The sequence below is a fragment of the Bradyrhizobium sp. CCBAU 11386 genome, from assembly GCF_028128955.1.
In the GTDB taxonomy this organism is placed as follows: Bacteria; Pseudomonadota; Alphaproteobacteria; order Rhizobiales; family Xanthobacteraceae; genus Bradyrhizobium.
On record NZ_LBKA01000220.1, the window covers coordinates 35,722 to 59,093 of the forward strand.

At 60.4% G+C, this 23,372-nt stretch carries 26 protein-coding genes and 1 pseudogene; 13 read left to right on the plus strand and 14 right to left on the minus strand.

Features of this window, described 5'->3' with window-relative positions:
• Window positions 1-3 precede the first annotated feature (3 nt).
• Window positions 4-210 carry a hypothetical protein gene (locus XI09_RS19025; protein WP_271568194.1) on the plus strand — a complete coding sequence of 69 codons (207 nt, stop codon included), beginning with the start codon at window positions 4-6 and terminating at the stop codon, window positions 208-210.
• Window positions 211-512: 302 nt separating this feature from the next.
• Here the strand turns inward: XI09_RS19025 and XI09_RS19030 are convergent, their stop codons facing one another.
• On the minus strand, window positions 513-1,376 hold the full coding sequence (locus XI09_RS19030; RefSeq protein WP_271568195.1) for a transglutaminase family protein: 864 nt from the start codon (window positions 1,374-1,376) through the stop codon (window positions 513-515).
• A gap of 135 nt (window positions 1,377-1,511) precedes the next feature.
• On the opposite strand from XI09_RS19030, the gene ppk2 reads away from it, so the two are divergent.
• Entirely contained in the window at window positions 1,512-2,300 is a 789-nt protein-coding gene (gene ppk2, locus XI09_RS19035; protein WP_271568196.1) for a polyphosphate kinase 2, read from the plus strand.
• A 285-nt stretch (window positions 2,301-2,585) separates the two neighbouring features.
• Window positions 2,586-3,281 (plus strand): VIT1/CCC1 transporter family protein, encoded by a 696-nt coding sequence (locus XI09_RS19040; RefSeq protein WP_271568197.1) that lies wholly within the window; start codon window positions 2,586-2,588, stop codon window positions 3,279-3,281.
• A 244-nt stretch (window positions 3,282-3,525) separates the two neighbouring features.
• Here XI09_RS19040 and XI09_RS19045 read toward each other — a convergent pair whose 3' ends face one another.
• Window positions 3,526-3,738, minus strand: coding sequence for a hypothetical protein (locus XI09_RS19045; RefSeq protein WP_271568198.1), 213 nt, complete (start codon window positions 3,736-3,738; stop codon window positions 3,526-3,528).
• A 38-nt stretch (window positions 3,739-3,776) separates the two neighbouring features.
• Window positions 3,777-4,463 carry a CBS domain-containing protein gene (locus tag XI09_RS19050; protein WP_271568217.1) on the minus strand — a complete coding sequence of 229 codons (687 nt, stop codon included), beginning with the start codon at window positions 4,461-4,463 and terminating at the stop codon, window positions 3,777-3,779.
• 130 nt (window positions 4,464-4,593) lie between these two features.
• On the opposite strand from XI09_RS19050, the gene XI09_RS19055 reads away from it, so the two are divergent.
• The 3 genes from XI09_RS19055 (at window position 4,594) to XI09_RS19065 (ending at window position 6,501) form a co-directional block, all read left to right on the plus strand.
• On the plus strand, window positions 4,594-5,043 hold the full coding sequence (locus XI09_RS19055; protein ID WP_271568199.1) for a host attachment family protein: 450 nt from the start codon (window positions 4,594-4,596) through the stop codon (window positions 5,041-5,043).
• Between the two features lie 138 nt (window positions 5,044-5,181).
• Entirely contained in the window at window positions 5,182-6,003 is an 822-nt protein-coding gene (locus tag XI09_RS19060) for a universal stress protein (RefSeq protein ID WP_161535417.1), read from the plus strand.
• 48 nt (window positions 6,004-6,051) lie between these two features.
• Window positions 6,052-6,501 carry a CBS domain-containing protein gene (locus tag XI09_RS19065; RefSeq protein WP_271568200.1) on the plus strand — a complete coding sequence of 150 codons (450 nt, stop codon included), beginning with the start codon at window positions 6,052-6,054 and terminating at the stop codon, window positions 6,499-6,501.
• 152 nt (window positions 6,502-6,653) lie between these two features.
• Here the strand turns inward: XI09_RS19065 and XI09_RS19070 are convergent, their stop codons facing one another.
• Window positions 6,654-7,361: a c-type cytochrome gene (locus XI09_RS19070; protein ID WP_271568201.1), complete on the minus strand. Its 708-nt coding sequence runs from the start codon at window positions 7,359-7,361 to the stop codon at window positions 6,654-6,656.
• A gap of 179 nt (window positions 7,362-7,540) precedes the next feature.
• Between XI09_RS19070 and XI09_RS19075 the strand changes: the two genes are divergently transcribed.
• Window positions 7,541-8,221, plus strand: a complete 681-nt coding sequence (locus tag XI09_RS19075; protein WP_271568202.1) for a CBS domain-containing protein — start codon at window positions 7,541-7,543, stop codon at window positions 8,219-8,221.
• 424 nt (window positions 8,222-8,645) lie between these two features.
• On the opposite strand, the gene XI09_RS19080 is transcribed toward XI09_RS19075, so the two are convergent.
• Entirely contained in the window at window positions 8,646-8,861 is a 216-nt protein-coding gene (locus XI09_RS19080) for a hypothetical protein (protein WP_271568203.1), read from the minus strand.
• Window positions 8,862-9,074: 213 nt separating this feature from the next.
• Here XI09_RS19080 and XI09_RS19085 point away from each other — a divergent pair, with 213 nt between their 5' ends.
• Entirely contained in the window at window positions 9,075-9,821 is a 747-nt protein-coding gene (locus XI09_RS19085; protein ID WP_271568204.1) for a S1C family serine protease, read from the plus strand.
• 90 nt (window positions 9,822-9,911) lie between these two features.
• Here the strand turns inward: XI09_RS19085 and XI09_RS19090 are convergent, their stop codons facing one another.
• The 5 genes from XI09_RS19090 to groL all read right to left on the minus strand — a co-directional run bounded on the left by XI09_RS19090 (window position 9,912) and on the right by groL (window position 13,621).
• Complete coding sequence (locus XI09_RS19090; RefSeq protein ID WP_271568205.1) at window positions 9,912-10,091, minus strand: hypothetical protein; 180 nt, start codon at window positions 10,089-10,091, stop codon at window positions 9,912-9,914.
• A 23-nt stretch (window positions 10,092-10,114) separates the two neighbouring features.
• Window positions 10,115-10,837 carry a CBS domain-containing protein gene (locus XI09_RS19095; protein ID WP_271568206.1) on the minus strand — a complete coding sequence of 241 codons (723 nt, stop codon included), beginning with the start codon at window positions 10,835-10,837 and terminating at the stop codon, window positions 10,115-10,117.
• 76 nt (window positions 10,838-10,913) lie between these two features.
• Complete coding sequence (locus tag XI09_RS19100) at window positions 10,914-11,435, minus strand: Hsp20/alpha crystallin family protein (RefSeq protein ID WP_271568207.1); 522 nt, start codon at window positions 11,433-11,435, stop codon at window positions 10,914-10,916.
• A 252-nt stretch (window positions 11,436-11,687) separates the two neighbouring features.
• Window positions 11,688-11,909 carry a ChaB family protein gene (locus XI09_RS19105; protein WP_271568208.1) on the minus strand — a complete coding sequence of 74 codons (222 nt, stop codon included), beginning with the start codon at window positions 11,907-11,909 and terminating at the stop codon, window positions 11,688-11,690.
• Between the two features lie 89 nt (window positions 11,910-11,998).
• The gene (gene groL / locus XI09_RS19110; protein WP_271568209.1) at window positions 11,999-13,621 is read right to left on the minus strand and encodes a chaperonin GroEL; all 1,623 of its coding nucleotides are present in this window, start codon (window positions 13,619-13,621) and stop codon (window positions 11,999-12,001) included.
• Window positions 13,622-13,809: 188 nt separating this feature from the next.
• On the opposite strand from groL, the gene XI09_RS19115 reads away from it, so the two are divergent.
• The gene (locus XI09_RS19115) at window positions 13,810-14,301 is read left to right on the plus strand and encodes an ATP-dependent metallopeptidase FtsH/Yme1/Tma family protein (RefSeq protein ID WP_271568210.1); all 492 of its coding nucleotides are present in this window, start codon (window positions 13,810-13,812) and stop codon (window positions 14,299-14,301) included.
• A gap of 480 nt (window positions 14,302-14,781) precedes the next feature.
• On the plus strand, window positions 14,782-15,036 hold the full coding sequence (locus XI09_RS46225; protein ID WP_442869607.1) for an EF-hand domain-containing protein: 255 nt from the start codon (window positions 14,782-14,784) through the stop codon (window positions 15,034-15,036).
• Between the two features lie 41 nt (window positions 15,037-15,077).
• Here XI09_RS46225 and XI09_RS19125 read toward each other — a convergent pair whose 3' ends face one another.
• Window positions 15,078-15,383 carry a DUF4010 domain-containing protein gene (locus XI09_RS19125; protein WP_271568212.1) on the minus strand — a complete coding sequence of 102 codons (306 nt, stop codon included), beginning with the start codon at window positions 15,381-15,383 and terminating at the stop codon, window positions 15,078-15,080.
• Between the two features lie 124 nt (window positions 15,384-15,507).
• Window positions 15,508-15,675, minus strand: coding sequence for a hypothetical protein (locus XI09_RS19130; protein WP_271568218.1), 168 nt, complete (start codon window positions 15,673-15,675; stop codon window positions 15,508-15,510).
• A 55-nt stretch (window positions 15,676-15,730) separates the two neighbouring features.
• On the opposite strand from XI09_RS19130, the gene XI09_RS19135 reads away from it, so the two are divergent.
• Both XI09_RS19135 and XI09_RS19140 read left to right on the plus strand, forming a co-directional pair.
• Window positions 15,731-16,018, plus strand: a complete 288-nt coding sequence (locus XI09_RS19135) for a hypothetical protein (protein ID WP_271568213.1) — start codon at window positions 15,731-15,733, stop codon at window positions 16,016-16,018.
• Between the two features lie 497 nt (window positions 16,019-16,515).
• Window positions 16,516-18,810: a heavy metal translocating P-type ATPase gene (locus tag XI09_RS19140; protein WP_271568214.1), complete on the plus strand. Its 2,295-nt coding sequence runs from the start codon at window positions 16,516-16,518 to the stop codon at window positions 18,808-18,810.
• A gap of 37 nt (window positions 18,811-18,847) precedes the next feature.
• Here the strand turns inward: XI09_RS19140 and XI09_RS19145 are convergent, their stop codons facing one another.
• Entirely contained in the window at window positions 18,848-19,216 is a 369-nt protein-coding gene (locus XI09_RS19145) for a hypothetical protein (protein ID WP_271568215.1), read from the minus strand.
• 370 nt (window positions 19,217-19,586) lie between these two features.
• Between XI09_RS19145 and XI09_RS19150 the strand changes: the two genes are divergently transcribed.
• Window positions 19,587-22,214 carry a cation-translocating P-type ATPase gene (locus XI09_RS19150; RefSeq protein ID WP_271568219.1) on the plus strand — a complete coding sequence of 876 codons (2,628 nt, stop codon included), beginning with the start codon at window positions 19,587-19,589 and terminating at the stop codon, window positions 22,212-22,214.
• Between the two features lie 314 nt (window positions 22,215-22,528).
• Here the strand turns inward: XI09_RS19150 and XI09_RS19155 are convergent.
• A pseudogene (locus XI09_RS19155) lies at window positions 22,529-22,778 on the minus strand (VIT1/CCC1 transporter family protein); the annotation flags it as partial.
• Between the last annotated feature and the right edge of the window lie 594 nt (window positions 22,779-23,372).

The following is a 23,372-nucleotide window of genomic DNA, read 5'->3' on the forward strand; positions in this document are numbered from 1 at the left end:
CAGATGATGCAACGTCCGCCTTCATTCGCCCGCGTCTCTCCCCCTGTTCGTCCGTCGATTCGCCGGATTGGCAAGCATCCCCGGGCGATCTGGATTTTGACCCGCCGTAATGATTTGCCGCGGCAACATGCCTACTATGCTATCATGGAAGCGCTCGGTTCAGGAAGAAGCCCGCAGCACCGTCAAAGCATTGCCTGCAAAGCGCATTGATCGACCGGGGACATGTCGGACATAACGAAAAAATCTGACCGGCAAAAGGGTGCCGAGGCCGCAGTCGAGGGGTTTCGGAAGGACCTCGGCCCGTTCGTCGTTGCCGCTCGTCGGGGCAATTTGTTTCTGGGTCATCGACAAGTATGTCAATGAATCCCGCCTGGCGGGTCTTCTCAAATTGTTGGTGGGGCTGGTCTGCCTGGCCGCGATCCTTCAACGGCTGTTGCCGCTGGCGGGGATCGATTGGCTATAGCCGACCCGCAACTCGCCCCCAATCTGCTGCGTGAGGGATGCGGCACTCTCTAAGACGTGACAAGAACTTCTACGGACATCCCGGCGAAGGCTCCGATACGACCGACGAAGCTGCCGGACACCGGGATCGTCTGCCGGATGTCGCGCGCAACCGCGACCGGGATCAGATTGAAGCCGCCGAGGCTGCGATTCGTCGGGTCGAAGGTGATCCAGCCGGCGCCCGGTACGAAGACCTCCGCCCACGCATGGGTTGAACCTGCACCGCTCGATCCGACGCTCCGTTGTTCCGGATTGTAGAGATAGCCGGAGACGATTCTGGCTCCGAACCCGAGCATGCGCGCTGCTTCGGTGAACAGCACCGCGAAATCCCGGCATGACCCCCAGCCACGATTCAGGGTCTCTACCGGCGTTTGGGTGCCCTCATCCTCCCGGCTCTGATACCGGATAGCTTCGGAAACGCCGACGCTGAGGTCCTTTAGCAGCGACAACGTGTCGGACCGACTTCCTAGAACGAACATTTGTGCCCAGTTTCGCAGGACCCCCGCCGCGTCCGAGAACTGGGGGACGGCCAGGGCGCCGAGATCGGTCCAATCGTCATCGGAATAGCGGAATGGGTAAGATATGGCCGAAACAGCGATGTCGAACACCGGCCATGCAACCGCGTCGAGCTGAAGCTCCGTGACGCTGGCGATCACCAGGTTGGAGGCTGTCATCTGAAACGTGGCCGTCGCGATCGCATTGCCAAACACATCGTGCGCCCAGGTCAACGCCGCAGGGGGCGTCACCGTGACGTTGCACGAAATCAAACGAAGCTCGCGGCTTTCGCGCGGACGAAGCATCAAGCGGTGCGGCAACAGGTGCACGTGTTCGTTGAATCGATAAGTCGTCGTGTGAAGAACCTTCAGCGTAATCAACGAAAGCTCCGATCGGTCAGCCTCTGGCCATGCCCTTATCCGGCGGTCCCCTTCGGGAAGTGTGGCCGAGTTGACGAGCCCATGCAAATGTCGCTCCAGATGACTGAAACCTGAGGCGCCCAGGAGGAACACACCATGAAGAACCGGCCACCGCTTCCGAAACATTTGAGCCGCCATAGATATCACACGCTACTGGTCCGTCTGCAGATCGAGCTCGTCAAGCTGCAGCGCAGTGTGATTGAGCGCGGCCAGCGTATCCTTGTCATCGTCGAAGGTCGTGACGCCGCCGGCAAGGATGGCACCATCAAGTCGATTGTCGAACATCTAAGCCCGCGCGATACCCGCGTCGTAGCGCTGGGGCCGCCAAGCAATCGGGAACAGTGTTCATGGTACTTCCAGCGTCACGTTTCGCACTTGCCCGCGGCAGGAGAGATCGTGCTGTTCAATCGCAGTTGGTACAACCGGGCCGGAGTTGAGCGTGTCATGGGCTTTTGCACCAAGGAGGAAACCGAGGAATTCCTCGAGACCGTGCCGGCGTTCGAGGCAATGATCGAGCGTTCAGGTATCACCCTGCTCAAGTACTACCTGGATATTTCGAAACAGGAACAGAAGCGACGGCTCGCTGACCGCCAAAGGGATCCCCTGAAGCAATGGAAGTTGAGCCCCATCGATGCCAAGGCGCAGAAGTATTGGAAGGCCTATTCCGAAGCACGGGACAAGATGCTGGACCGGACGCACACCGTCACCTCGCCCTGGACCTTGGTCCGAGCCGATGACAAGGAACATGCGCGACTCAACGTTATTCGCGATGTGCTGTGGCGGCTGAATTATCCGGGAAAGCACCGTCGCCTCCATAGGCCGGATCCGGCGGTGGTATTTCCCTACAATAAAGCCTGCCATGAGCACGGCCTGATCGAGGTTTAGACGGACTGCTGTCATCAGAAAATAGCAAGGTGTTAGCAGTTGGGCACGCTCCGAGCGGCTTCTGCTCACCAGCTGTCAAAAAATACGCCGTATCGACGGGTGCGCTCAGAACCGCCGTTGTCCAGCTTCCTGTTGATTTAGATCATTACGGTTGGCTCCCAGAGCGGTGATCGTGATCGAAAATCACGAGATGTGAAAGAGTGTCACATCGGCTGTTTACCGGTCGCAAGCTCTTCACCCGGCCTCCGCAGGGCGGGAAAGGGCGGTTGAGAGAGTGATTGACAGATGAGCCGCCTCCACAAAGAGACCCACCTCGTTGCGCGCATCGGCTGGTTGAGAGCGGCCGTGCTCGGCGCCAATGATGGGATCATATCAACCGCAAGTCTTATCCTGGGAGTGGCGTCGGCTGCCGTCTCGCGAAGCGATGTTCTCTTGACCGGGATCGCCGGGCTGGTTGCCGGCGCCATGTCCATGGCGGCCGGCGAATATGTTTCAGTCAGTTCGCAGTCGGATACGGAGCATGCCGACCTCGCGCGTGAGAAGCGCGAACTGGCAGACGACGCGGTGTTTGAGAGGGAAGAACTCGCCCAGATTTATGTCGCGCGGGGCGTCGATGCCGGCCTCGCTCGCGAGGTTTCGAAGCAATTGATGGCAAAGGACGCCTTGAGCGCGCACGCCCGGGACGAGCTTGGCATTTCGGAAATCAGTACCGCTCGTCCGGTGCAGGCAGCGTTGGCATCGGCCGCGACCTTCTCCGTCGGAGCGGTAGCGCCGCTTGCGCTTGTCCTGGTCTCGCCCTCCAATATCTTGATTCCGGCCGTCGCTGCAGGTTCTCTGCTCTTCCTGTCGCTGCTCGGCGCGATCGGCGCCAAGGCAGGAGGCGCCGGCCTACTGAAGCCAACCATACGAGTGACATTTTGGGGGGCCTGTGCGATGGGACTGACGGCCGGAATTGGCGCAGTTGTTGGCAAGGTTGTGTGAGCGCAGCGATGGCCGCGCAGCAATATGCATGCTGTGCCGGCATCCGCGGAGTTGGTTGTTGCTTGGAAAATCTGCCTCTATACGAACGGCGACGGTGCGCGATGCGGCCGGTCTCAGCCACCGAAGCTGCTGCCGGGCCTTTCGGGGTCTTGGCTATCTGTTTTTCGGGCGCGGGTCTTCAGGGTCATAAGGTCGTTGAGGTTTGTCCCAATGCAACTGTCTCCGGTGCAAGCGCGCCGCTGCGTCACGAGGGGAAATCGACCGGCTGCACGTCGATGCGATCGGCGTGCAGCGACCAGTCTCCAATCTCCCGAAACTCGCAGAATTGCTGTTGAGCCAGTAAGGTCGCCTCGGTTGCATCACGTGCATCGACGTCGACGATGCGCTGGCAGATTTCGCAGGATTTCCCCTGGTCGCCGATAACGTTCTTGAGGAAACGGACCGTGAAGTGGGCCATGGATACCTCGTTCGTTATGGGGCATGCCGGTATGCGGGTTAGTAGACGAAGGCTGGAGTTTCCAGCAGGTGATCATTCACGGTCACCACGCCGGGTATCGCTTCCGCGGCAACGCGAATGGCCGTGCGTTCGGCGAGCGATGGCGCGAAACCCCAGATGTCGACCACGCCATTCTGCACAGTCGCGTTCACATTGAACGTATGAGCCCAGGGCTGCTTCCTGAGCTCCTCGAAGAACCTCTTCCTGATGACTGAATCGGGAAGCGAAATCTCGAGCTTTGGTCTGGCGCTCGCGATGGTCTGGAGCAGGTTGGCCCGGCTGACGATCCCGACGAGTTGGCGTTCCTTGTTGACGATAGGAACGCGTTTGATCTGGCGCTCTTCGAGAAGCATGGCGATCTCGTGCAAGGGCGTCTCGGGTGCAGCGGTCGCGACCTCCTGCGTCATGACGTCCTGCACCTTGATTGAGTGCGACTTGACGTAATCAGTCGCGAGCTGGGCGTCGCCTGTCAGCAGGCGCAACCACCAGGAGGAAGAGCGTTCGGTCCCGCTCTCGGCCCTGTGCAGCAGATCGCCTTCGCTCACGATTCCGAGAACCTTGTTGTCGGCATCGACGACCGGTACAGCGCTGATCCGATGCTCCAGCAGCATTTGCGCGACTTGGCGGACGGTTGCGGTCGGTCCGACCGTAACCACCGGTGACACCATCACGTCTCGTGCTTGCATGGCAAACCTCCATATCGCCTTTCGATTTCGGACAATCCTGCCCGATCGTGAGTTGCCCGGTTTGATCGGGATCAAGCAGCGCAGACTTCTCGGCGATAGGAATTGAACGTGTGCAGCGAGGAGGCCGAAAATGATCAGGATACCACATCGTGCAATCGTGTTCGTCGGCGACGGACGGAAGGCGCTGTTCCTTCGCAACGAGGGCAACGAGAGGTCCCCCAATCTGAAGATCGAGGCGGTGTTCGAGGAAGAGAATCCGCCTGCCCATTCCCAAGGTAGCGATCGACCCGGTCGGGTCAGCAAGGGCTCGCATTCGGGGCAGCGAAGTGCAGTAGCGATGACCGATTGGCATGAGCTCGAGGAGGGGCGGTTTGCGAGACAGGTCGCAGCTGCCGCGGAACGCCTCCTTCGCAGCGAACATGCGACCTCTCTCATTGTCGTCGCGCCGCCCCGTACGCTGGCGGAGCTTCGCTCGGTCTTTCATGACGACGTGAGGCGTCGGATCGTTGGCGAACTCGACAAGGACCTCACCAAGCACCCCGTCAGCGACATCGAAAAACATCTGCTCGACGCGGGATGAGGAGAGGATCGCCTGCGGGGCACCAGTCCCCGTCACCTGTCCCATCGGCAGGCAAGGCCGGCTCGTTTGATTTCGGTCAAGCGTCTCGCTGATCTTAAGCCGATAAAGAGCCATCGCACACTATTTCGGAGCGTCATCATGTCTGTCGCAAGCGTCATGGTCTACGTCGATTCCGAGCAGCAGGAAGCAGGGCAAGTTGCCGTTGCGGAAGGCGTCGCGAGGACGTTCGGGGCGGCCATCCTGGGTGTTTCTGCGGTGGCGGTGGAGCCTCCCTTTGTCGCCGAAGGTGTCATCATCGAGCAGACCACCGAGGAAGACATCAAGCGCATAAAGGCAACGCTTTCGGCGAAAGAGGCTTGGTTCAAGAGGGTGGTCGGCCTGCCAAGCGAGACGGTCGAATGGCGCTGGGCCCTCGATGATCCGACCGACTTTCTGGTCGAGCAGGCCCGCGCGGCAGACCTTGTGATCGTCAAGCGCAGGTCGCAGGCGGCCAGCCACTCCCACTTCCTCGATCCGGCCGGAGCCATGCTGCGGATGGGGCGCCCCACGCTATCTGTGCCGGAGCGCGTGACGGAGTTGTCCGGTGACCGCATCGTGGTCGGTTGGAAGGACACAAGGGAGGCGCGCCTCGCCGTTCGGGATGCAATGCCGTTTCTGACCAGGGCGTCGCAGGTCACAATCGCGGAAATCTGCGCGTCGAGCGAACAGGATGCGGCTCGCAAGCGGGTTCGCGACGTGGCCGGCTATCTTCAGCGGCATGGGGTGCAGTGCCAGCACGAGATACGTGTCCATACATCGGAGCCGGACGGAGGCTACCTTATTCGGCTGGCGTCCGAGCTCGGCGCGGACCTCATCGTCACTGGCGGTTATGGACATAGCCGGTTGGGAGAATGGATCTTCGGCGGCATGACACGCAGCCTCCTGCAGGAGGCCAAAGTGTGCGTGCTGATGTCTCACTAGCGCAGAGCAGAGCGCATTGCTGGCAGGGCAGGTTCGATGGAGGCAGCAATGAAGGCAGCAGATATCATGCGAACCTGGTTTGCAACGGTGAAGCCGAGTGCTTCGCTGCTCGATGCCATCCATCTGCTGCTCGAGACCAATCAGCGCGGCCTCCCGGTCGTTGACGGTGAAGGGGTGCTGGTCGGCATCATTTCGGAAGGTGATTTTCTTCACAGGCGCGAATTAGGCGTAGACTATCCCGAAGGGTTTTGGCTCGAGTGGCTGCTAGGTAAAGACGAGGGGCAGCTCGCTCGTGAGAGAACCAGTGGCTTGCGCGTGGATGCCGTCATGAGCCGACATCCCGTCTGCGTCGATGAAAGCGCCCCAATCGAGGAGGTCGTCAAGCAGATGGACATTTGTCAGATCTCCCAGGTGCTAGTCCTCCGGGACAAAAAGCTTGCGGGTATAGTGGGGCGCACGGAGATGCTCGTGGCGCTCGAGCCGCGCCTGAGAAAATAGGGACATTTAGAACAGGCGCGAAGTCGAGCTCGGCGAGGAGCCCGTTTTTGCCCAAGATGGACGCTTAGCGACGCTCCTTGTCACTGCTCCCGGTTCAGCGCAGATTTTATAAATCAAAAGTGCGGCGGTGACCGCCTGCCCGGTGGCTCGTCTCAGCGAGATTGGCCCGCTCTCAACGTCTCGAGGTAGGCCACGATGGCCTCAATCTGGTATTCCGAGAGCCTCGGATTTGGCATTGACTGATCTGGTCCAAGACGACGATGGCTTGATGCCAAAAATCGTCGGAGTTCGTCAGCGGAGAACGACGGCCGGTTGACTATCTCCAGGAAGCCAGGTGGCGATGGGCGGAGTGCAGGCGCTTCCCTTACAACGCCGGCGACGACATGGCATGTCCCGCAAGATGAATGGGCTAGGGATCGCCCCTCAGTCACCTGGTCGACGAACAATTGGTTGGGCACCGGCAAGGTGAGCGGAATCTGGATCGCGATCGAGGCATACCCGCTACCCCGGTGACAGGAGTTGCATTCGTTTGTCATGGCGGCATACGACGTCATGAACCTGGGTAAGTCCCTCGAATGGATTGCCTGGCGTACTGTATCAAGTTGTCGCTTGGCACGATTGGCTTGCGACGGGTCAGCCTGCAACTTGCCCGTGGCTTCAAGATTGGCGTCGATTTGTTGAAGCTCGTAGTCGGCCAGGCCCCAATTGCTCAGCTTGCCCGCAAACCATAGCTTTGCGTGCTGAAGCTGAAGTCTGGTCATGAGATCGGACAGTGTTGCAGACGGGTCGACCGGCGTCCCGGCGCTGGACGCCGACAGCGTTACAAGAATCACGACCGACAGAAGCGTTTTCAGGCGCATGATCGAAGGCTTCCGGTATTGGTCGTCAAGTTGCCATCTCCGCCCGTCGAGGCGTTGATCTCGATCAAGACGTCAATTGATGCAGCAAATACCTCTTGGCCCGTTCCGGAGTGAAGGACATGCGTGCGCATCAGATAATGTCACGGCAGGTGGTGTCGATACGGCCCGAGGCTCCGATCATGGACGCGATCAAAGTGATGCTTGCGCATCATATCAGCGGGCTGCCTGTCGTGGATTCGGCCGATAATCTCGTCGGCATTATATGCGAGAGCGATTTTCTCAGGCGGAGCGAGATCGGAACCGAGCATGAGCGTAATCGATTGCTTTCGCTCTTGCTCGGGGCTGAGCGAGTCGCCAGCGAGTTCGCGAAGGAACACGGTCGCAAGGTCGAGCAGGTGATGACCCGTCAGCCTGTGACCACCAACGAGCAGGCACCTCTCGATGAGGTGGCGGACATGATGGAGCGTCGGCACCTGAATCACATTCCGGTCATGCGCGATGATCGTATCGTCGGCATCATCACACGTTCCGACTTCCTGTCCGCTGTTGCTGGACCACTCACAGGCGCTTCGGGCTATTCCGGGAGCGACAATCAGCTCCGTCGGGCGGTTCTCGCCGCGCTGGCCAAAACACCGTTGCAGCCGATCGGCCTGAACGTCAGGGTAAAGGACGGCGCGGTCTCGCTACGTGGTGTTATCAGGGGCGAGAGCGCACACCGCGCTGTTATCGTAGCTTGCGAGAACGTTCCTGGTGTTCGTCGAGTAGATGACCGCCTATGTGTCCAGTCCCCCCATCCGGACCCGCGATTACGGTGGAGGCGATTTCGTTTCGCTTCCGATGGAGCCGTCCACGCTCGATGACGAACCACTGTAGCGCTTATGAGAGCGGGCGGCGTCAGTTGAGCTCGCAGTCTCGTAGATTTCCAACGTATTGTTCGATGACGGTCAACTGCTTCTGCTCCGACACGCAAGTCGGAGTTACCTTACCCCTATGGTATCAGTCGCCTTGCGCCGGTGAGGACCGATGCTGCTCCAATGGCGTAAGCCGGGAGACGCAAGGGCTAAGCTAAGCGCAGATGCTATTCGGCCGACCGAGCGTCCTGTTCGCTTTGGGTTCGCCCGACAAACTTGCGGCTGGCCCTTCGTATCGGCGAGCGGACAGCGCGAGACACCAGTCTCCCGATGGATGAGGAATAGAGCGCGACTTCGAATGCCGCATAGAGGGTGAATAGCGTCAAGACCTTGATTAGTTCGCTGCTCATTTTGATGTCCTCGGCCCATCGAGCTAGATCGGGTCCTTCCCAATTTGTGCCATTTCGGTGAGGGCATGGCTTCGGTGGGGTTTGTAGACGGTATGCGTCGCTGTAACCTGCACACTTGTTGCTGGATGAGTCAGCCGGACGGTCATCGCTGCCGCCATGATTGCAATGCTGACGAGCAGCACAGAGACCACCACCTTCAGGTGGGTTGCCCTATCCGCGGTGTAAATCGAGTGATTCATTGCGGGCTCCATTGGTAAGCCGGACGCCGTGCTGGAGACCCCTTCCTACCGTATCAGGCGACAGACCTAAATTCGGGTGCGTCACCTAAGTAGGTATCCGTAGGCCCGGTTTCGCGAGAAGGGCGAGGCAGAGTTTGCGAATCCTCAAATCGCGCCTGCTCCAAATCACTAGGCTGTTTAGGCAACTTCACTTGGATCGCCTGAGAGGTGGCCATGCTACGCAATATTTTGCGCCGAAATCGGATCGGCGTCGTCGTATGCAGTCTGGCGCTGGCGCTGGTCTTCGGTGTCACTGGCTGTTGGGCCAAGGACTATAAAGATCCAGGAGAGTTGTTCCCGACGACGGACTTTGCCGCTCTTGTGAAGCGCATCTCGCCTGCTGTGGTCGGAATACGAGGCTGGGGCGTGGCATCAGAGCCGCGAATATTCGATCCCGAAGCCGGCTTTCCAGACCCTCCTACGCTTCGAGAGTGGCAGGGAGCGGGCGTCGTCGTAGACGCCCTGGCAGGCTTGATCGTCACTGCAAATCACTTGGTTGCAAGCGCGACGGTCGTAAAGGCACTCCCCCAGGACGGGCGAGCGCTTGACGCCGTCGTGCTGGTAAGATCCAAGCGAGATGACGTTGCGCTACTCCGTGTTGAACCCGGCAACCTTCAAGCATTGACTCTGGAGAACATAGGTACGCCCGACGTGGGCGAGCCAGTGATGGCGATCGGAAATCCACAAGATTGGGGACTAAGCGTGACATTTGGCATCGTGTCAGCTTTGCATCGTTCCTGCCCAGGCATTGCGAACAGCGATCTGATCCAATCGGATGTCCTCGTCAGCCAAGGGAGTTCGGGCGGGGCGCTGGTGAATCTGAAAGGTAAGCTAGTCGGCGTCGTCGTTGCGCGAAGGAGTGGCTTTGCTTTTGCAGTGCCAGCAGACGCGGTCAGGAAGCTTTTTGTGGCTGCCCAGTAGGATCCCCCTGCGAGGGATCAGCGCATCAACAACGAAACCGCGAGCGCCCGAAAAATCGCCCGGCTTTGCCAGCCCTCGGGACGTATCTGCTTAGTGGGGGATGCCTCGGTCGCGCCCGGAGTAGGCGGCGACCAAGCCGACAATAGCTGTGACGAGGAGCATCGTTACAACGGTTTGAATGAGGCCGAAGTTCAACGTGTCTCGCGACACGAACAGCGCCGTGATCGGCGCTGCTATCGCAAAGAGAATCCGGACGATCCATCCAAGCATGATCGCTCCCAAGTCGCCGGCGTTCAGCCCGCGGCCTTCAAGTCTTCTGGCGATTCCACATAATAGCCGGAGTATGAATCAACCAAGCAAAGGTGGTCATGGACTTCCTTGACGCCGCTAGTGTTTTCGGCAGCGATAATCGTCGCCCGCCGTGCCTCGTCGGTCGTAATCAGGCCGTGCAGATGGACGACGCCCTTGCGGGCATCCACCCTGAAACCGATCGGACGCCAGTCGGCGGTGTTGACGGCACGCGTGATACGCTCGCGAATATGCTCGTCATCGGCTGTCGGGTCCGGAATCTCGTGTGCGAGGCTTGCCATCGCCTGCAGCAGATTACTTCTCGTAACGATCCCGATCGTCGCGTTGTCCCGCATCACCGGGACGCGTTTGATGTCGTGCTTTTCCATCAGGTCGACCAAGTCGGCCAGTGATGTCTCTTCCCGAGCTGAGACAACCTGCCGCGTCATGACATCTTCCACCTTTCGGCCGCTTTCGTGAACAAACTCGGCCGCTGCCCGTCGAGGTCCCATGAAGAATTTGAGCCAGGCCGCGTGCTTGCGACCGGTGCCGATTTCGCTGCGACGGAGGAAGTCGCTTTCCGAGACGATGCCAACGAGATTGCCGGCATCGTCGATGACGGGCAGGCCGCTAATGTGCATCCGGAGCATGATCTTGGCGGCTTCTTCGATCGTCGTATGAGGCGTTACGGCAACAACGTCTCTGGTCATCACATGAAGTGCGTGCATGGTGCGCCCTCAATATCGATAGTGTTACAAATTGAGGCGAGGCTACGCTCCGATGCAGCCTCGCCCTGGCAGGCCGTCAAGCCGCCTTCACGTTGATCGTCTTGGCCGGCTTCTGCGCCTCTTCGGTTTTCGGAAGCACGACCTTCAGCACGCCGTTCTTGAAGGTAGCCTCGATCTTGTCGGCGTTGACGCTCTCCGGCAGGGTGAAATAGCGCTCGAAGGTGCCGTAGCGGCGCTCGGAGACGTAGTAGTCCTTCTTCTTTTCCTCGGTCTCCTCGCGCTTCTCGCCCTTGATCGTGAGACCGCCGTTGGCGACCTTGACGTCGATGTTCTTTTCGTCGAGACCCGGAAGCTCGGCCGTAATCTCATATGCCTTGTCGCTCTCGGCGACGTCCACGGCCGGCGCAGAGATCGACTTCGAGAAATCGCGATCGAGCCGCGCGAGCGAACGGAACGGTCGGTTCCAGAAGCCGTTACCGAAATCGTCGAAGATCTGGTCGATTTCGTTTCTCAAGGCCTGAAAGGGCCGCCAAGTCTCTCCGGCGACAGCGGGGGCAGTGGGGGATTTCGTGACGGGCAGCTTGGTTTCGGTTGCCATGATGATTTCTCCTTTGAGGTCTGACCATCTCGGTCGCGGAGGAGATTAGCCACGGGCGTCGGTCTGAAATTTGATTTTGCTCAAGCCGGAATTGAACTGACGAATTTCTTTGAATCGACAGACTGCGACCGTTCTCCAGGAGCGCTGTCAGAGTTCCAACAAAGGCGTGCGGCGAGCTCGTTGCCCTGCATTTGTCCGTGCGAAAATGCGGCAAGGAGGCAGACGTACTTCAATTTCCGAACCCCGCGACGCTCAATCGCTATGCGCCGATTTCGGCACCCAGCGGTCCGCGAGTTTCATGTATGAGCGCTTGACGGCGGACCAAGCCGTTCGATGTGCTATCTCTTCCTGGCGAATGTCTCCGGCATGCGAGGCAAAGGAGTGGTTGAACGCCTCCCTGTAGATGTCGAGGGCGTGAGACGGCAGGTGACGTCGCAATCTCGCGGGAAGATCATCGTTTGATCGATAGGGCATCGTTCGTGTCCCCGGCCAAGCGCTGTCCTCGATTGAATCGATCGGCGGCGGCCGGATGCTGGTACTCTCTGGCGTGATAAAGACCGCTACTACATCGCCATGTCCGGCTCGGGCAGCCTCTCGCGTTTCGGCTCCGGGATCTCCGTCATCGTCGCTTCGGTCAAAAGGAGCACGCTCGCGACGGAGACCGCATTTTCGAGAGCGGTCCGTACCACCTTTACCGGATCTACGATGCCGGCCTCGACGAGATCTACATAGACCTTGCGGGCGGCATCGAAGCCAAAGCTGCCTTCACTTTCGAGCATCCGCGCAACCACGACGCCACCGTCGGTCGCGGAATTCTCGGCAATCTGACGCGCGGGAGCTTCGAGCGCGCGCCTCAGGATCTGTACGCCGGTCCGCTCGTCGCCCTCACACGCTGCTTCCTCCTTGGAGACGGCCGCGACTGCGCGGAGAAGGGCCAGCCCACCACCGGGCACAATACCTTCCGCGACCGCCGCTTTCGTCGAACTGATCGCATCGTCCAAAGCTTCCTTCTTCGCCTTCATTTCAGTCTCGGTCGGCGCTCCCACCCGGATCACCGCGACGCCGCCCGACAGCTTGGCGAGGCGCTCTTCGAGCTTCTCGCGATCGTAATCACTGGTCGTTTTTTCGATTTCGACCCGGATCTGGGCCAGGCGCGCATCAATGCGGGTGCGATTGCCACCGCTGCCGATCAACGTCGTATTCTCCTTGTCGGCGACTACGCGCGCGGCACGGCCCAGTTGTTGCAGGGTGGTGTTCTCCAGTTTCAGCCCGATCTCTTCCGAGATCACCTGAGCACCTGTCAGTATCGCGATATCCTCGAGCATGGCTTTGCGCCGGTCGCCAAACCCGGGGGCCTTGACGGCGCAGGCTTTGAGCACGCCTCGCAATTGGTTGACGATGAGAGTGGCCAGCGCTTCGCCCTCGATGTCCTCGGCGATGATCAGAAGGGACCGGCCGCTTTTGGCGACCTGCTCGAGAAGGGGAACCAGATCGCGCAATGCGCCAATCTTGTGATCGCAGAGCAGGACGTAGGGATCCTGCAACACCGATTCCATCCGGTCGGCATCGGTGACGAAATAGGGTGAAAGAAAGCCCCGGTCGAATTTCATCCCCTCGACGACGTCCAGAAAGGTTTCGGTCGTCTTGGACTCCTCGACCGATATCACGCCGTCGCCGCCGACCTTTTCGATCGCATCCGCTACGAGTTCGCCGATCGACGCATCGTTGTGGGCCGAAATCGCGGCGACTTGCGCCTTCTCCGCTCTGGCTTTTACAGGCTTTGCCATGGCGCGCAGTGCAGCGATGGCGGCCTGCGTCCCGCGATCCAGGCCACGTTTGAGGTCGATCGCGCTCGCGCCAGCTACAACGTTGCGAACTCCGTCCGACAGGATGGCATGTGCAAGGATGGTAGACGTACTGGTGCCGTCGCCGACGACGTCGCCAGTCTTTTCGGCGGCCTGGCGCAACACCTGAGCGCCGAGGTTCTCTTCGGCATCCTTCAGGTCAAATTCCTTGGCGATGGTTACGCCGTCATTGCAGACGATTGGCGTTCCCCATGCCTTCTGGATCAGGACGGATTTCGACTTCGGGCCGAGCGTCACGCGCACCGCGTCTGCAAGGAGAGACGCGCCGCGCAAAATCTTCTCGCGGGCTGCTGAATGGAACAGGACTTGTTTGTGTGCCATTGGAATGCCTCGGGTGTACGGCCATTGCCGATATTCCTCTAGCCAGTCTGTACGACTGCGCTTCGCGTAAATTGATCTTGGTCAATGTACCGCCGACGCCGAAGGTCGCGATCTCTGCGGCGGGGTGGTGACGTTGTTGACCTGAATCAAGCCGAGGCAGTCGCCTCCCATTGCCATTTCGATTTCGGATGATGTCGATGGGAGAAACAGGTCGAGCCAGATCAAGTCTCGCGAAAGCAGACCATAGTGATGGCCATCATCTTCGCGGGCGGCATGCTGCTCGCCGTCCTGCAATTCCTCTACACCACTTATGTTCGATTGAGACCGTTCCTTACAGTCAGTTTGAGCAGCTGCTCGCCCAGGAAAAGATCGCCGAGGTTTCCGTCGGTCCGGATAAGATCCAGGGAAAGCTAAAGGAACAACTCCCGAGCGGAAATTCGGCGTTCGTCACTGCGCGGGTTGATATGGCTCTGGCCGATAAGCTTGCGCAGAAGGGCGTGAGTGTCAGAGGCGTTCCGGCGAGCGGAGCGCTGCAAAGCTTGCTGTCCTGGATCTTCCCGATCGTCGTCCTTATGATGCGCGATGGGTCCGGGCCAAGTCTTTCCCGGGAGGCCGTCGTACGTCGCGCTTGTCGGTTGGCCGCTTCTGCTGCCGGAAACCGGGAAAGGCACGCCGAATGAATCTCAATTTTATCTCCAAGCATGTACCCGGTGCGCGTCCATCGACCGCGAAACGGGTTGGAGGGCAATCGCTGCGTTCCTCACCTGGGGATCGTCTATAGTCAGCTCATTTCATTCGCTCAATGGGTGATCACAACGACGAGCGTCGACCCGAACAGTCGCGAGTCCGTGAGCTTCTTCGCCTACGATACGCTGAAGGTGCTCATGCGTCTCCCTCTCGTCGTGTTGACTTGGCTCAATAAGACTTCGGTGAATTACGACACGGTTGTTACGCGACACCAACACCGGAGAAGGCCCATGCCACGCCGAACCATTGCCGCAGCGCTTCTGTTTGCCACCCTGAGCTATCCAGCGCTCGCTCAATCGCCGACTGATCACAACGCCCACCACCCGGGACCGGACCAGGTTCCGTCGTCCACGCAGACGGACTCTCCCGCAGGACAATCCGCAGAGCGGCAGAGTACGATGCGAGGCGGAGACATGATGGGAATGATGGGGCGCGGCATGAAAGGGCATGGCATGATGGGCGGGGACGGGATGGGGCCACCAATCATGGCCCGCATGATTTTCGCGCTGATGGATGCTGATGGCGACGGGACCGTCTCATTGCCGGAGTTTCAAGTTGCGCACGAACGAATCTTCAAGGCAATGGACAGCAACAAGGATGGGAAGCTCACTCCGGAGGAGATGCTGGCGTTCATGCGTGGGACAACGAACCCGGTCCCGCAGCAATAGCGGACTGAAGGCCCTGCGTCCTCATGAGCAGGCGCCGAGGACTAACGGCGCGAGCGGATCGCCCGTTGCAGGTCGGGAATCAGCCGCAGACCGAAGGAACGGCCGCCGCTGACCCAGCCAACGATGATCTTGCTGAGAGTATTTGTCGACAGCGCCGCAAGCACCGGAGCGATGGCGTCGGCAGAGTTGATCTTGCCTGAGGCGACGAGCGTGGCAGCGGCTACGGCGGGCGAATGCGTATCAGCGAGGCCGGCTGCAGACGCGCTGACCACCAGCCCGATTTCTCCAAACGCCTCCCGCAAACCGGCTGAGAGCACGAGAACTCCGGAGAGCGTCAACGCCAGCAACAAAGCCGCGGGCAGGTTAAAGCCCGTCCGAGTTGCAGATCGACTGCCGCCGTTTCCCGCATGCCCTTGATCGTGAAGGTCGCGCTATAGATCGTCGCCGCGCCACCGGCGCAGAGTAGCGGAACTAGCAGACTTTGCATCGTAGACAGGCTCGTTGCTTCGAGCACGGCGAAGATCTGAACGATAGTTGCGATACGATTGACAGCGTTGCGCCGGCGGTAGCGACTCCGAGCAGCTCCGGCGTCCTGCAAGCCCGCGCTCCCATCGCGCCGATAGTGGCTGTACTGGACACAAATGCCGAGGCGAAACCAGAGACAGCGAGCCCGCCCCTTGTACCGGCGACGCAAATGCAGTTGGGCAAGCCATTCAGCGCCCGCCTGGCGGACGTGCAGATTACGGTCTTCGCACGCAACGATGCGACGATCGTCCCGTCCGGGGCGCTGTTTCGCCGCGGAGAGGCCTGGAACGTTTATGTCGCGAAAAACGGACGCGCCGAATTGCGCCAGATCGAGCTCCTACGCCGGTCCGGCCGCCTTGCAGCCATCACTTCCGGCCTCGCTCCCGGGGAAGAGGTGATTGTCTATCCCAGCGACCGAGTTGCACCGGGGGTACGCGTCGCACAACGATCGCGTTGAGACCGCACGATGTTTCGTTCATTGCGCTATGCCAATGAAATTCAGCGTTGCGGTCCTTCACTGACCTAGATTCTCGCTGTTGCCTCGCATCCGCCAGTCGTGGCCTGCTTTGCAGTGATCCCAGTCTCGCTGGTCCATCATTTGGTCCAGGCGGTGAGTATCCTTTAGCCTTTGGTTCGTCGGCTTTAGCTGACTCTCGCCAGGCTCCTGCGACCGCGTGGTCGGAGCTGACGAGGAACGTTCGGTCTTCCCCATCTCCTTGGCGAAGCATGGCACGCCAGATGACAGCAGAACAATCACCGCTGGGGGTTGAGCTAGAGCACGCATGATAGCCTCCTTAAAACAAGTATCTGCCTAAGACTCCGAGAGGCGTTGATTCAGGTCATGGCTGGCTGTGAAGGAACCCTTTGGTGTTCATCATGTCGGCGTTGATTTTTCTCAAACAACAAAGCTGGTTTCGGAGGATAGTGACGTTCGTTTAGGTGTGGAACCGAATCATGCCGTTTGAGCGGATCCTGCGATGGGCCCTGGTCGTGATTGCGATCGCCGGATTGACTGCGGGCATTTTGGCGCGAGCGGCAAACCGGTCTGATCTGGCCGATCTCGCATGGGAGCTCGGCACGGCGCCCGTGATCGGAGGACTGGCGGTCTCGATCGTCAGGGATTTTTTGGGCGGCCGCCTGGGAGTGGACGCGATTGCGCTGCTGTCGATGAGCGCGGCGCTGGCACTGGGCCAGCCGTTGGCCGGCGCCGTGGTCGCGCTGATGTATTCCGGCGGCAACGTGCTGGAGGAGATCGCGATCGCCCGGGCGGAGCGCGACTTGCGATCCCTGGTTGATCGGGCGCCGCGGCAGGCCCATCGCAAGACTGGCGAGCAGATTGAGGAAGTTCCCGTCGAGGCAGTCTCGGTCGGCGAGGAACTCCTGGTCAGGGCCGGCGAGATCGTTCCGGTCGATGGTATCGTTGGTTCGGCCTCGGCCACCATTGACGAGTCCGCAGTGACCGGCGAACCCATTCCAGTCGAGAAGACACGCGGCAGCGCCGTTCTTTCCGGCTCGCTGAATGCCGGTGAGACCTTCGAGTTGACCGTGACCGCGCCGGCTGGCGAGAGCACCTATGCCGGCATCGTGCGGATGGTGACCGCGGCACAAACAGCGAAGGCTCCCTTCGTACGGCTGGCCGATCGCTTTGCGCTGATCCTTCTGCCGGTCACGCTCGTCCTCGCCTTCGTGGCGTGGCGGATCTCCGGTGATTTGACCCGTAGCCTCGCAGTGTTGGTTGCGGCGACGCCTTGTCCCCTGATTCTGGCCGCGCCCGTCGCTTTCATCGCTGGCGTGGCGCAAGCGGCCCGCCGCGGCATCTTGGCAAAAGGCGGTGGAGCACTGGAGGCGCTGGCTCGCGCGCACACAGTGCTGTTTGACAAGACCGGCACCCTGACGGTGGGAGGGGCGCGGTTGCTTTCGGTTGAGGTCGCGCCGGGGGAGGACCCGGACGAGGTCCTCACGCTTGGGGCCTCGCTTGAGCAGGCTTCGCATCACGTCCTTGCGAAGGCAGTCGTTGCCGCGGCCGTCGATCGCGGCCTCAAGCTGAAACCGCCGAAACATGTCAAAGAGGCCATGGGTTCTGGCCTCAGCGGCCTAATTGACGGACGCCAGGTCACCGCGGGCTCGCGAGAGATGCTTCTCTCACATGCCGAGTTGTCGCCGTGGGAGCTGCGGGCGATCCGCCGCGCTTCGTGGCGCTCGGCGCTGATCGTCTTTGTTGCTGTGAACGGGCGTCCGATTGGTGCGCTGCTGCTGGCAGACGAACTGCGGGCCGATACGCCGCGAGCGATCCGGCTACTGCGTGATGCTGGCATCGCGCGAATCGTGATGGTCACAGGCGATCGCGCCGCAGCGGCACAGGCCATCGGTGCAGCCCTCGACCTCGATGCCGTGCTGGCCGACCGCGTACCTTCCGACAAGGTCGAGGCGGTGCGTACCGAGAAGCGGTTGCATCCGACGATCATGGTCGGCGATGGCATCAACGACGCCCCGGCACTGGCCGCTGCCGATATCGGGGTCGCGCTCGGAGCGCGCGGTGCGAGCGCATCGTCCGAGGCCGCGGATGTGGTGATTCTGGCCGACCGGCTCGACCGCGTTGGCGAGGCGATCATAATTGCGCAGCGGGCGCGGCGTATCGCCCTGCAAAGCATCTTCGTCGGTATGGGATTGTCGTTGGCGGCAATGGTAGCCGCCACCGTTGGCTGGCTCGATCCCGTGCCGGCGGCGATCGTGCAGGAGGTGATCGATGTCGCCGTCATCCTGAACGCGCTGCGCGCGCTCACCCCGGCCCTCGGCTGGGCTGGCCCGCACATCACCGCAGAGCAGGGGCTGATCTTGCATCACGATCATCAGACCCTGTTCAAGGACCTCGACCGCTTGCGTAAGATCGTCGATGCGTTGGACGATGCGACGCCCGAGTCCGCCGCGGTGTTGATCAGGGCAGCTCAGCGCATCGTTCAGAGTAGCGTGGTGATGCACGAGCGCAAGGATGAGGACAGCGTCTACCCGAAGCTTGCGGAGGTGCTGCGCGACCGCCACGGCCTCTCTGCGATGAGCCGTGCCCATCGGGAGATACTGCACCTTGCTCGCCTGCTGGCTCGGATCGTGGAGGATCTGCCGTCAGAGAAGGTCGACCGCTACCTTGTCCGAGACGCCCAGCGGGTGATCGAGGCGATCGAAACACTGGTGCGCATGCACACAGCCCAGGAGGAGGATATTTACGAAGCCGTAGCGGCCCAGGCGGCTTAGCTTGACGATCCGCGCGCCATTTACCTTTGTAACGGCACTATCCGTCCTGGCAAGCTGCTGCACCGGATTCGCTCTGAACAACGGCCCGAGTTTCGATAGCGGCCTTTGAAATCCGTCGGTACAGATCGCGCCGGCGAACGAGTGGCCACCAGTCATATAGAAAGATCTCCAGCGGGCGCCAGTTTGCGACCCACCCCAGGATCAAGAGACTCTCCTCCAGGAGACGCCGCAAGGGGTTGACGAATAGCGCGCCAACAACGACGTGCGCAAAGAGCAGACACGTGATCAGAATGGCGAGTCCGATGGCCAGCGACCAGCGACCTATTCTGAACAGCTCGTTGATATCTCTTTGAGTTGCGTTCGCTCGATCCGCAAAATGGTGACCAAAGGCGTCGCGAAGCTCCATTGCCGCTTTCGCTTGCGCATCAGACTTCGGATGATGAATCCGACTCCGGATCGCTTGCCGGGCCGAGAGTTCTCGCGCCCAGCCGACAATGTATTATTCAGCCTCTTTGTCGAGGTCACGCTCGCGAAACGGGAAAGGGTCGAGCGTATGAAAGAGCTGTCGTCGATCCGAAGCTCAATTGTCTCTTCGGATGTTTGGGCAATCATCAGCTTTCATTGCTCCAGAGTTTCATGACCATCGCTTGCTCCAAGTCAATATCGGTCATCGAGGCTCGTCTATCTTAAGGGTCTGTCTTCCGGCGTAAAGGAGGCCCTCCATCGAAAGGCACGCAGTCGCTAAACAGATAACGCTGCCGGAAAATCCGCATGTTCTGCCTGCTGCTGAGCTGCTTCGGCAGTTGCGCGTGTCCGCCTCCGAGGGCCTCTCCGATGCTGAGGTCAAAGCGCGCCGAAGGCTCTTCGGCGCGAACACGATCAGTTCGCGCCGCCCCACCCGGGTGACGAAACTGCTGTTGCACCAGTTCAAGAGTTCGGTCGTCTATCTCTTGAGTTTTGCAGCAGGGTTGGCGTTCTATTTCGGCGAACTTGAGGAAGGCAGCGCCATCCTTGCGGTCCTTGCCATCAACGCGCTGATCGGCTTCGCAACCGAGCTAAAGGCGGCGCGATCAATTGAGGCTCTGCGTGTGCTTGGAGCGCGCAACGTCCGCGTCCGACGCGAGGGTCGCGTTCATGTCGTGCCAGCCAAGGAGCTCGTTCCGGGCGATATCGTCGTTCTGGACGCTGGCGACGCCGTGTCGGCCGACCTCCGCCTTATCGAGACTTCCCGTCTGTCCGCAGACGAGTCGGCGCTGACCGGCGAATCGGTCGCCGTCGACAAGCAGACGGACCCGGTCAGCGCAGACACGCGTCTCGGCGATCGCGCGTCGATGGCGTTCAAGGGCACCGCCGTCACGCGGGGTACGGGCACCGGGGTCGTAGTGGCGACCGGCCTCGCTACTGAACTTGGCCGAGTAACGCGGCTCGTCCTCGAAGCGGACCCGGGCAGTTCGCCTCTTGAACGCAAGCTCGGACGGTTGTCCGCGCAGCTCGTCTCGGCGACCATCGCTGTCGCTGCAGTGATTGGCGCCGTCGGGCTTATGGGCGATGAAGATCCTCTCGTAATGGTCGAGGCGGCTATTGCGCTCGCCGTAGCGGCGATTCCCGAGGGCCTCCCGATCGTCGCGACGCTTGCACTCGCCCGCGGCATGTGGCGCATGTCGCGGCAGAATGCGCTGATCGAGCGTCTTTCCGCGGTCGAGACGCTCGGCGCTACCACTGTCATCCTCACCGATAAAACCGGCACCTTAACCGAGAACCGGATGACGGTGCGGCGACTCTGCACTGCCTCTGGCGAGACCGCGCTTGAGACGGAGGCGCCGACAGACGGTGAGCGTTTACAGCTCGCCGACGACCGACCGGCCGCCGGATTGCTCCGCATCGCAGTTCTTTGCAACGACGCCCATCTCGACCGCACGGACGAAAGCGGCAGCGGCGACCCGATGGAAATCGCACTCTTGCGCGCCGGATTACACGCGGGCTTGCGGCGCACGGCCTTGCTGGATGGGCGCCGCATCGTTCGCAAGCATGCCTTTGATCCAGCCACCAAGATGATGGCGACGGTTCACGAATGTGGGGATAGCGTGCTGGTAGCGGTGAAGGGGGCGCCGGAAGCAGTCCTAGCGGCGGCGACGCACGCAACCGTCGAGCATGGCGAGATCACCCTTGATGACGAGGCGCGAGCGGAGTGGTTAAGCCGGGCTGATCAGCTCGGCCATGATGGCCTGCGCGTACTCGCCTGCGCGATGAAAATGGATGCGCTGGCCGGTGTTGCGCCATACGAGAGATTGATATTTGTCGGTCTTATCGGTCTGGAAGACCCCGCGCGTGCCGACGTGCCGCAGGCGATTGAGGACTGCCGACAAGCGGGAATTCGGGTTGTCATGGTCACTGGTGACCACGTCGTGACTGCACGAAGCATTGGTCGCGCGGTCGGCCTCGGGGAGAACATTGCGAACGTCGTGGAGGGCAAGAGAATCGTGGAGGTAATCGAGACCGGGCAGCCTGCACTCCGCGACGTCGGAATTTTCGCAAGAGTGAACCCCGATGAGAAGCTTGCCCTGGTCAGGGCCTATCAGGCCGCCGGCGAGATCGTCGCCATGACGGGGGACGGGGTCAACGACGCGCCCGCCCTGCGGCAGGCCGATATCGGCGTGGCGATGGGCCTGCGGGGCACCGATGTCGCGCGCGAAGCGGCCGCCATGATCCTGCTTGACGACGCGTTTCCGACCATCGTTGGGGCGATACGCGAAGGCCGCATCATCTTCGCCAATATCCGCCGTTTCGTCGCCTACCTCTTGTCCTGCAATCTCAGCGAGGTGATGGTGGTTGGATTAGCCGTGTTGTCTGCGCTCCCTTTGCCGCTCCTGCCGCTGCAAATTCTGTATCTCAATCTCGTGACAGACGTGTTTCCGGCCTTCGCGTTAGCAATGGGCGAAGGTGAGGCCGGTATCCTCAAGCATCCGCCGCGCGATCCAAAAGAGCCCATTTTGGGTCGTTGGCAATGGATCACGATAATCCTGCACGGCGGTGCGATGACCGCCGCCACGTTCGGAGCGCTGGCTACGTCGTCTTGGCTCGGTCTCGACGCTCGAGCAACGGTGACTGTCACGTTCCTCACTCTCGCGTTCGCACAGCTCTGGCACACGTTCAACATGCGCGATCCGCAATCACGGTTCATCATCAACGAAATCACTCGAAATGGCTGGCTTTGGAGCGCGCTCTTGCTTTGTGCAACGGTACTCGCTGTGCCGCCTTACTTGCCCCCGGCGGCGCTTCTATTGCAGCTTGCGCCGCCCACCGCTGACATGTGGTCAGTCGTCCTTCTCTTTAGTTTGGCACCGATGATCGTTACGCAGGCAATCAGCGCTACCGTCAGAGGATGGCCTACGAGCGTGGGGTGACGACGAAGGCAGCTGTCGTCTTTCTTGTTCTCGCAGCTTCTTCTGTCGCTCGGAAGCGTGCGGTTCCTCGCCCAAAGCATTTCGCTGCGGCGGGGCCGCGGCCACACCTCGAGTGCCAGTAGGCAGCCAAAGCGGGAAGAAGGAAGCGGTCGGGAGGTTGTGGTGAGGACGTTACTAACCTACATACTACCTTACGTTATTGGCATCATCTGCATCGCTGCCATCCTCTGGCTCATAAGCCGCTGATAATGTGAGTGGCGCATGACTGACCTCCAACGGAGGGGAACTATGGGTACACGCCCTATCCAACCAATCGCGAGCCAATACGCTGCCCCGGGTGCCAATCCTTCGACCAGCCAATGTTTGCAGCGCCGACTTGATCTTGTTGACGCCTGTGAATTGCCCTTTGACGGCTCCGAAGCAGAGCAGGGCCAGGCCGGTCGCAGCCACCGAGATCTGTAGGGCCGTCCCGATGTTCCGGGTAAAGATGTAAGGCACGAGTGGAATCAGGCCACCCACCACATACGAGCCTCCGATCGTAGCGGCGCTGATCGGCGCCCGTTTCTGCGGTCGGAATACCACGCACCAAGGCTTGACAGCAGTGTCCGCTTGCGGGCCTGCTCAGTCGATGACGGCAGCTAGTCTAGTCGGCCCACGATATCTGCTCATCCCTAGTTTCTTCCGGGCGGCTGATCGAGCCATCCCATCCGACGTGGATGCTCGGCCTCCTTTGACAGTCGTGCCTGGCGTGCAGGGTTTTGATGCGTCGGGCGCGAACCTCACGTCTATCCAAGTTCGCTTCGAGTCGGTGCGACTGTTGGAGATCGCGATGACGGGACAGGAGATTGCACGGGGGCGCCCGGCAGCAAGTTCGGTTCTTCAACTGGCGTGGTCAGCAAAGGCCACGGCATGGGCCGGTCGATGCAACACATTTGCAACATCGCCCATGTAAGCCATTGATCTTATATGGTATGAAACGGTTTCCCAAACCGTAGGTCGGAGGCCCGATTGTGCTCGATCGCTGACGATCCGCTGGGCTGGTGCCTATGGTAACGCGACTGTCTCACGGCGAGGCCCATTTTCAGAACAACCGCCAAGGTTAGCGCCTCTTACGGTAACAGGCCGCAATGATTTCAATGGTCCGACCCAGACTACGAA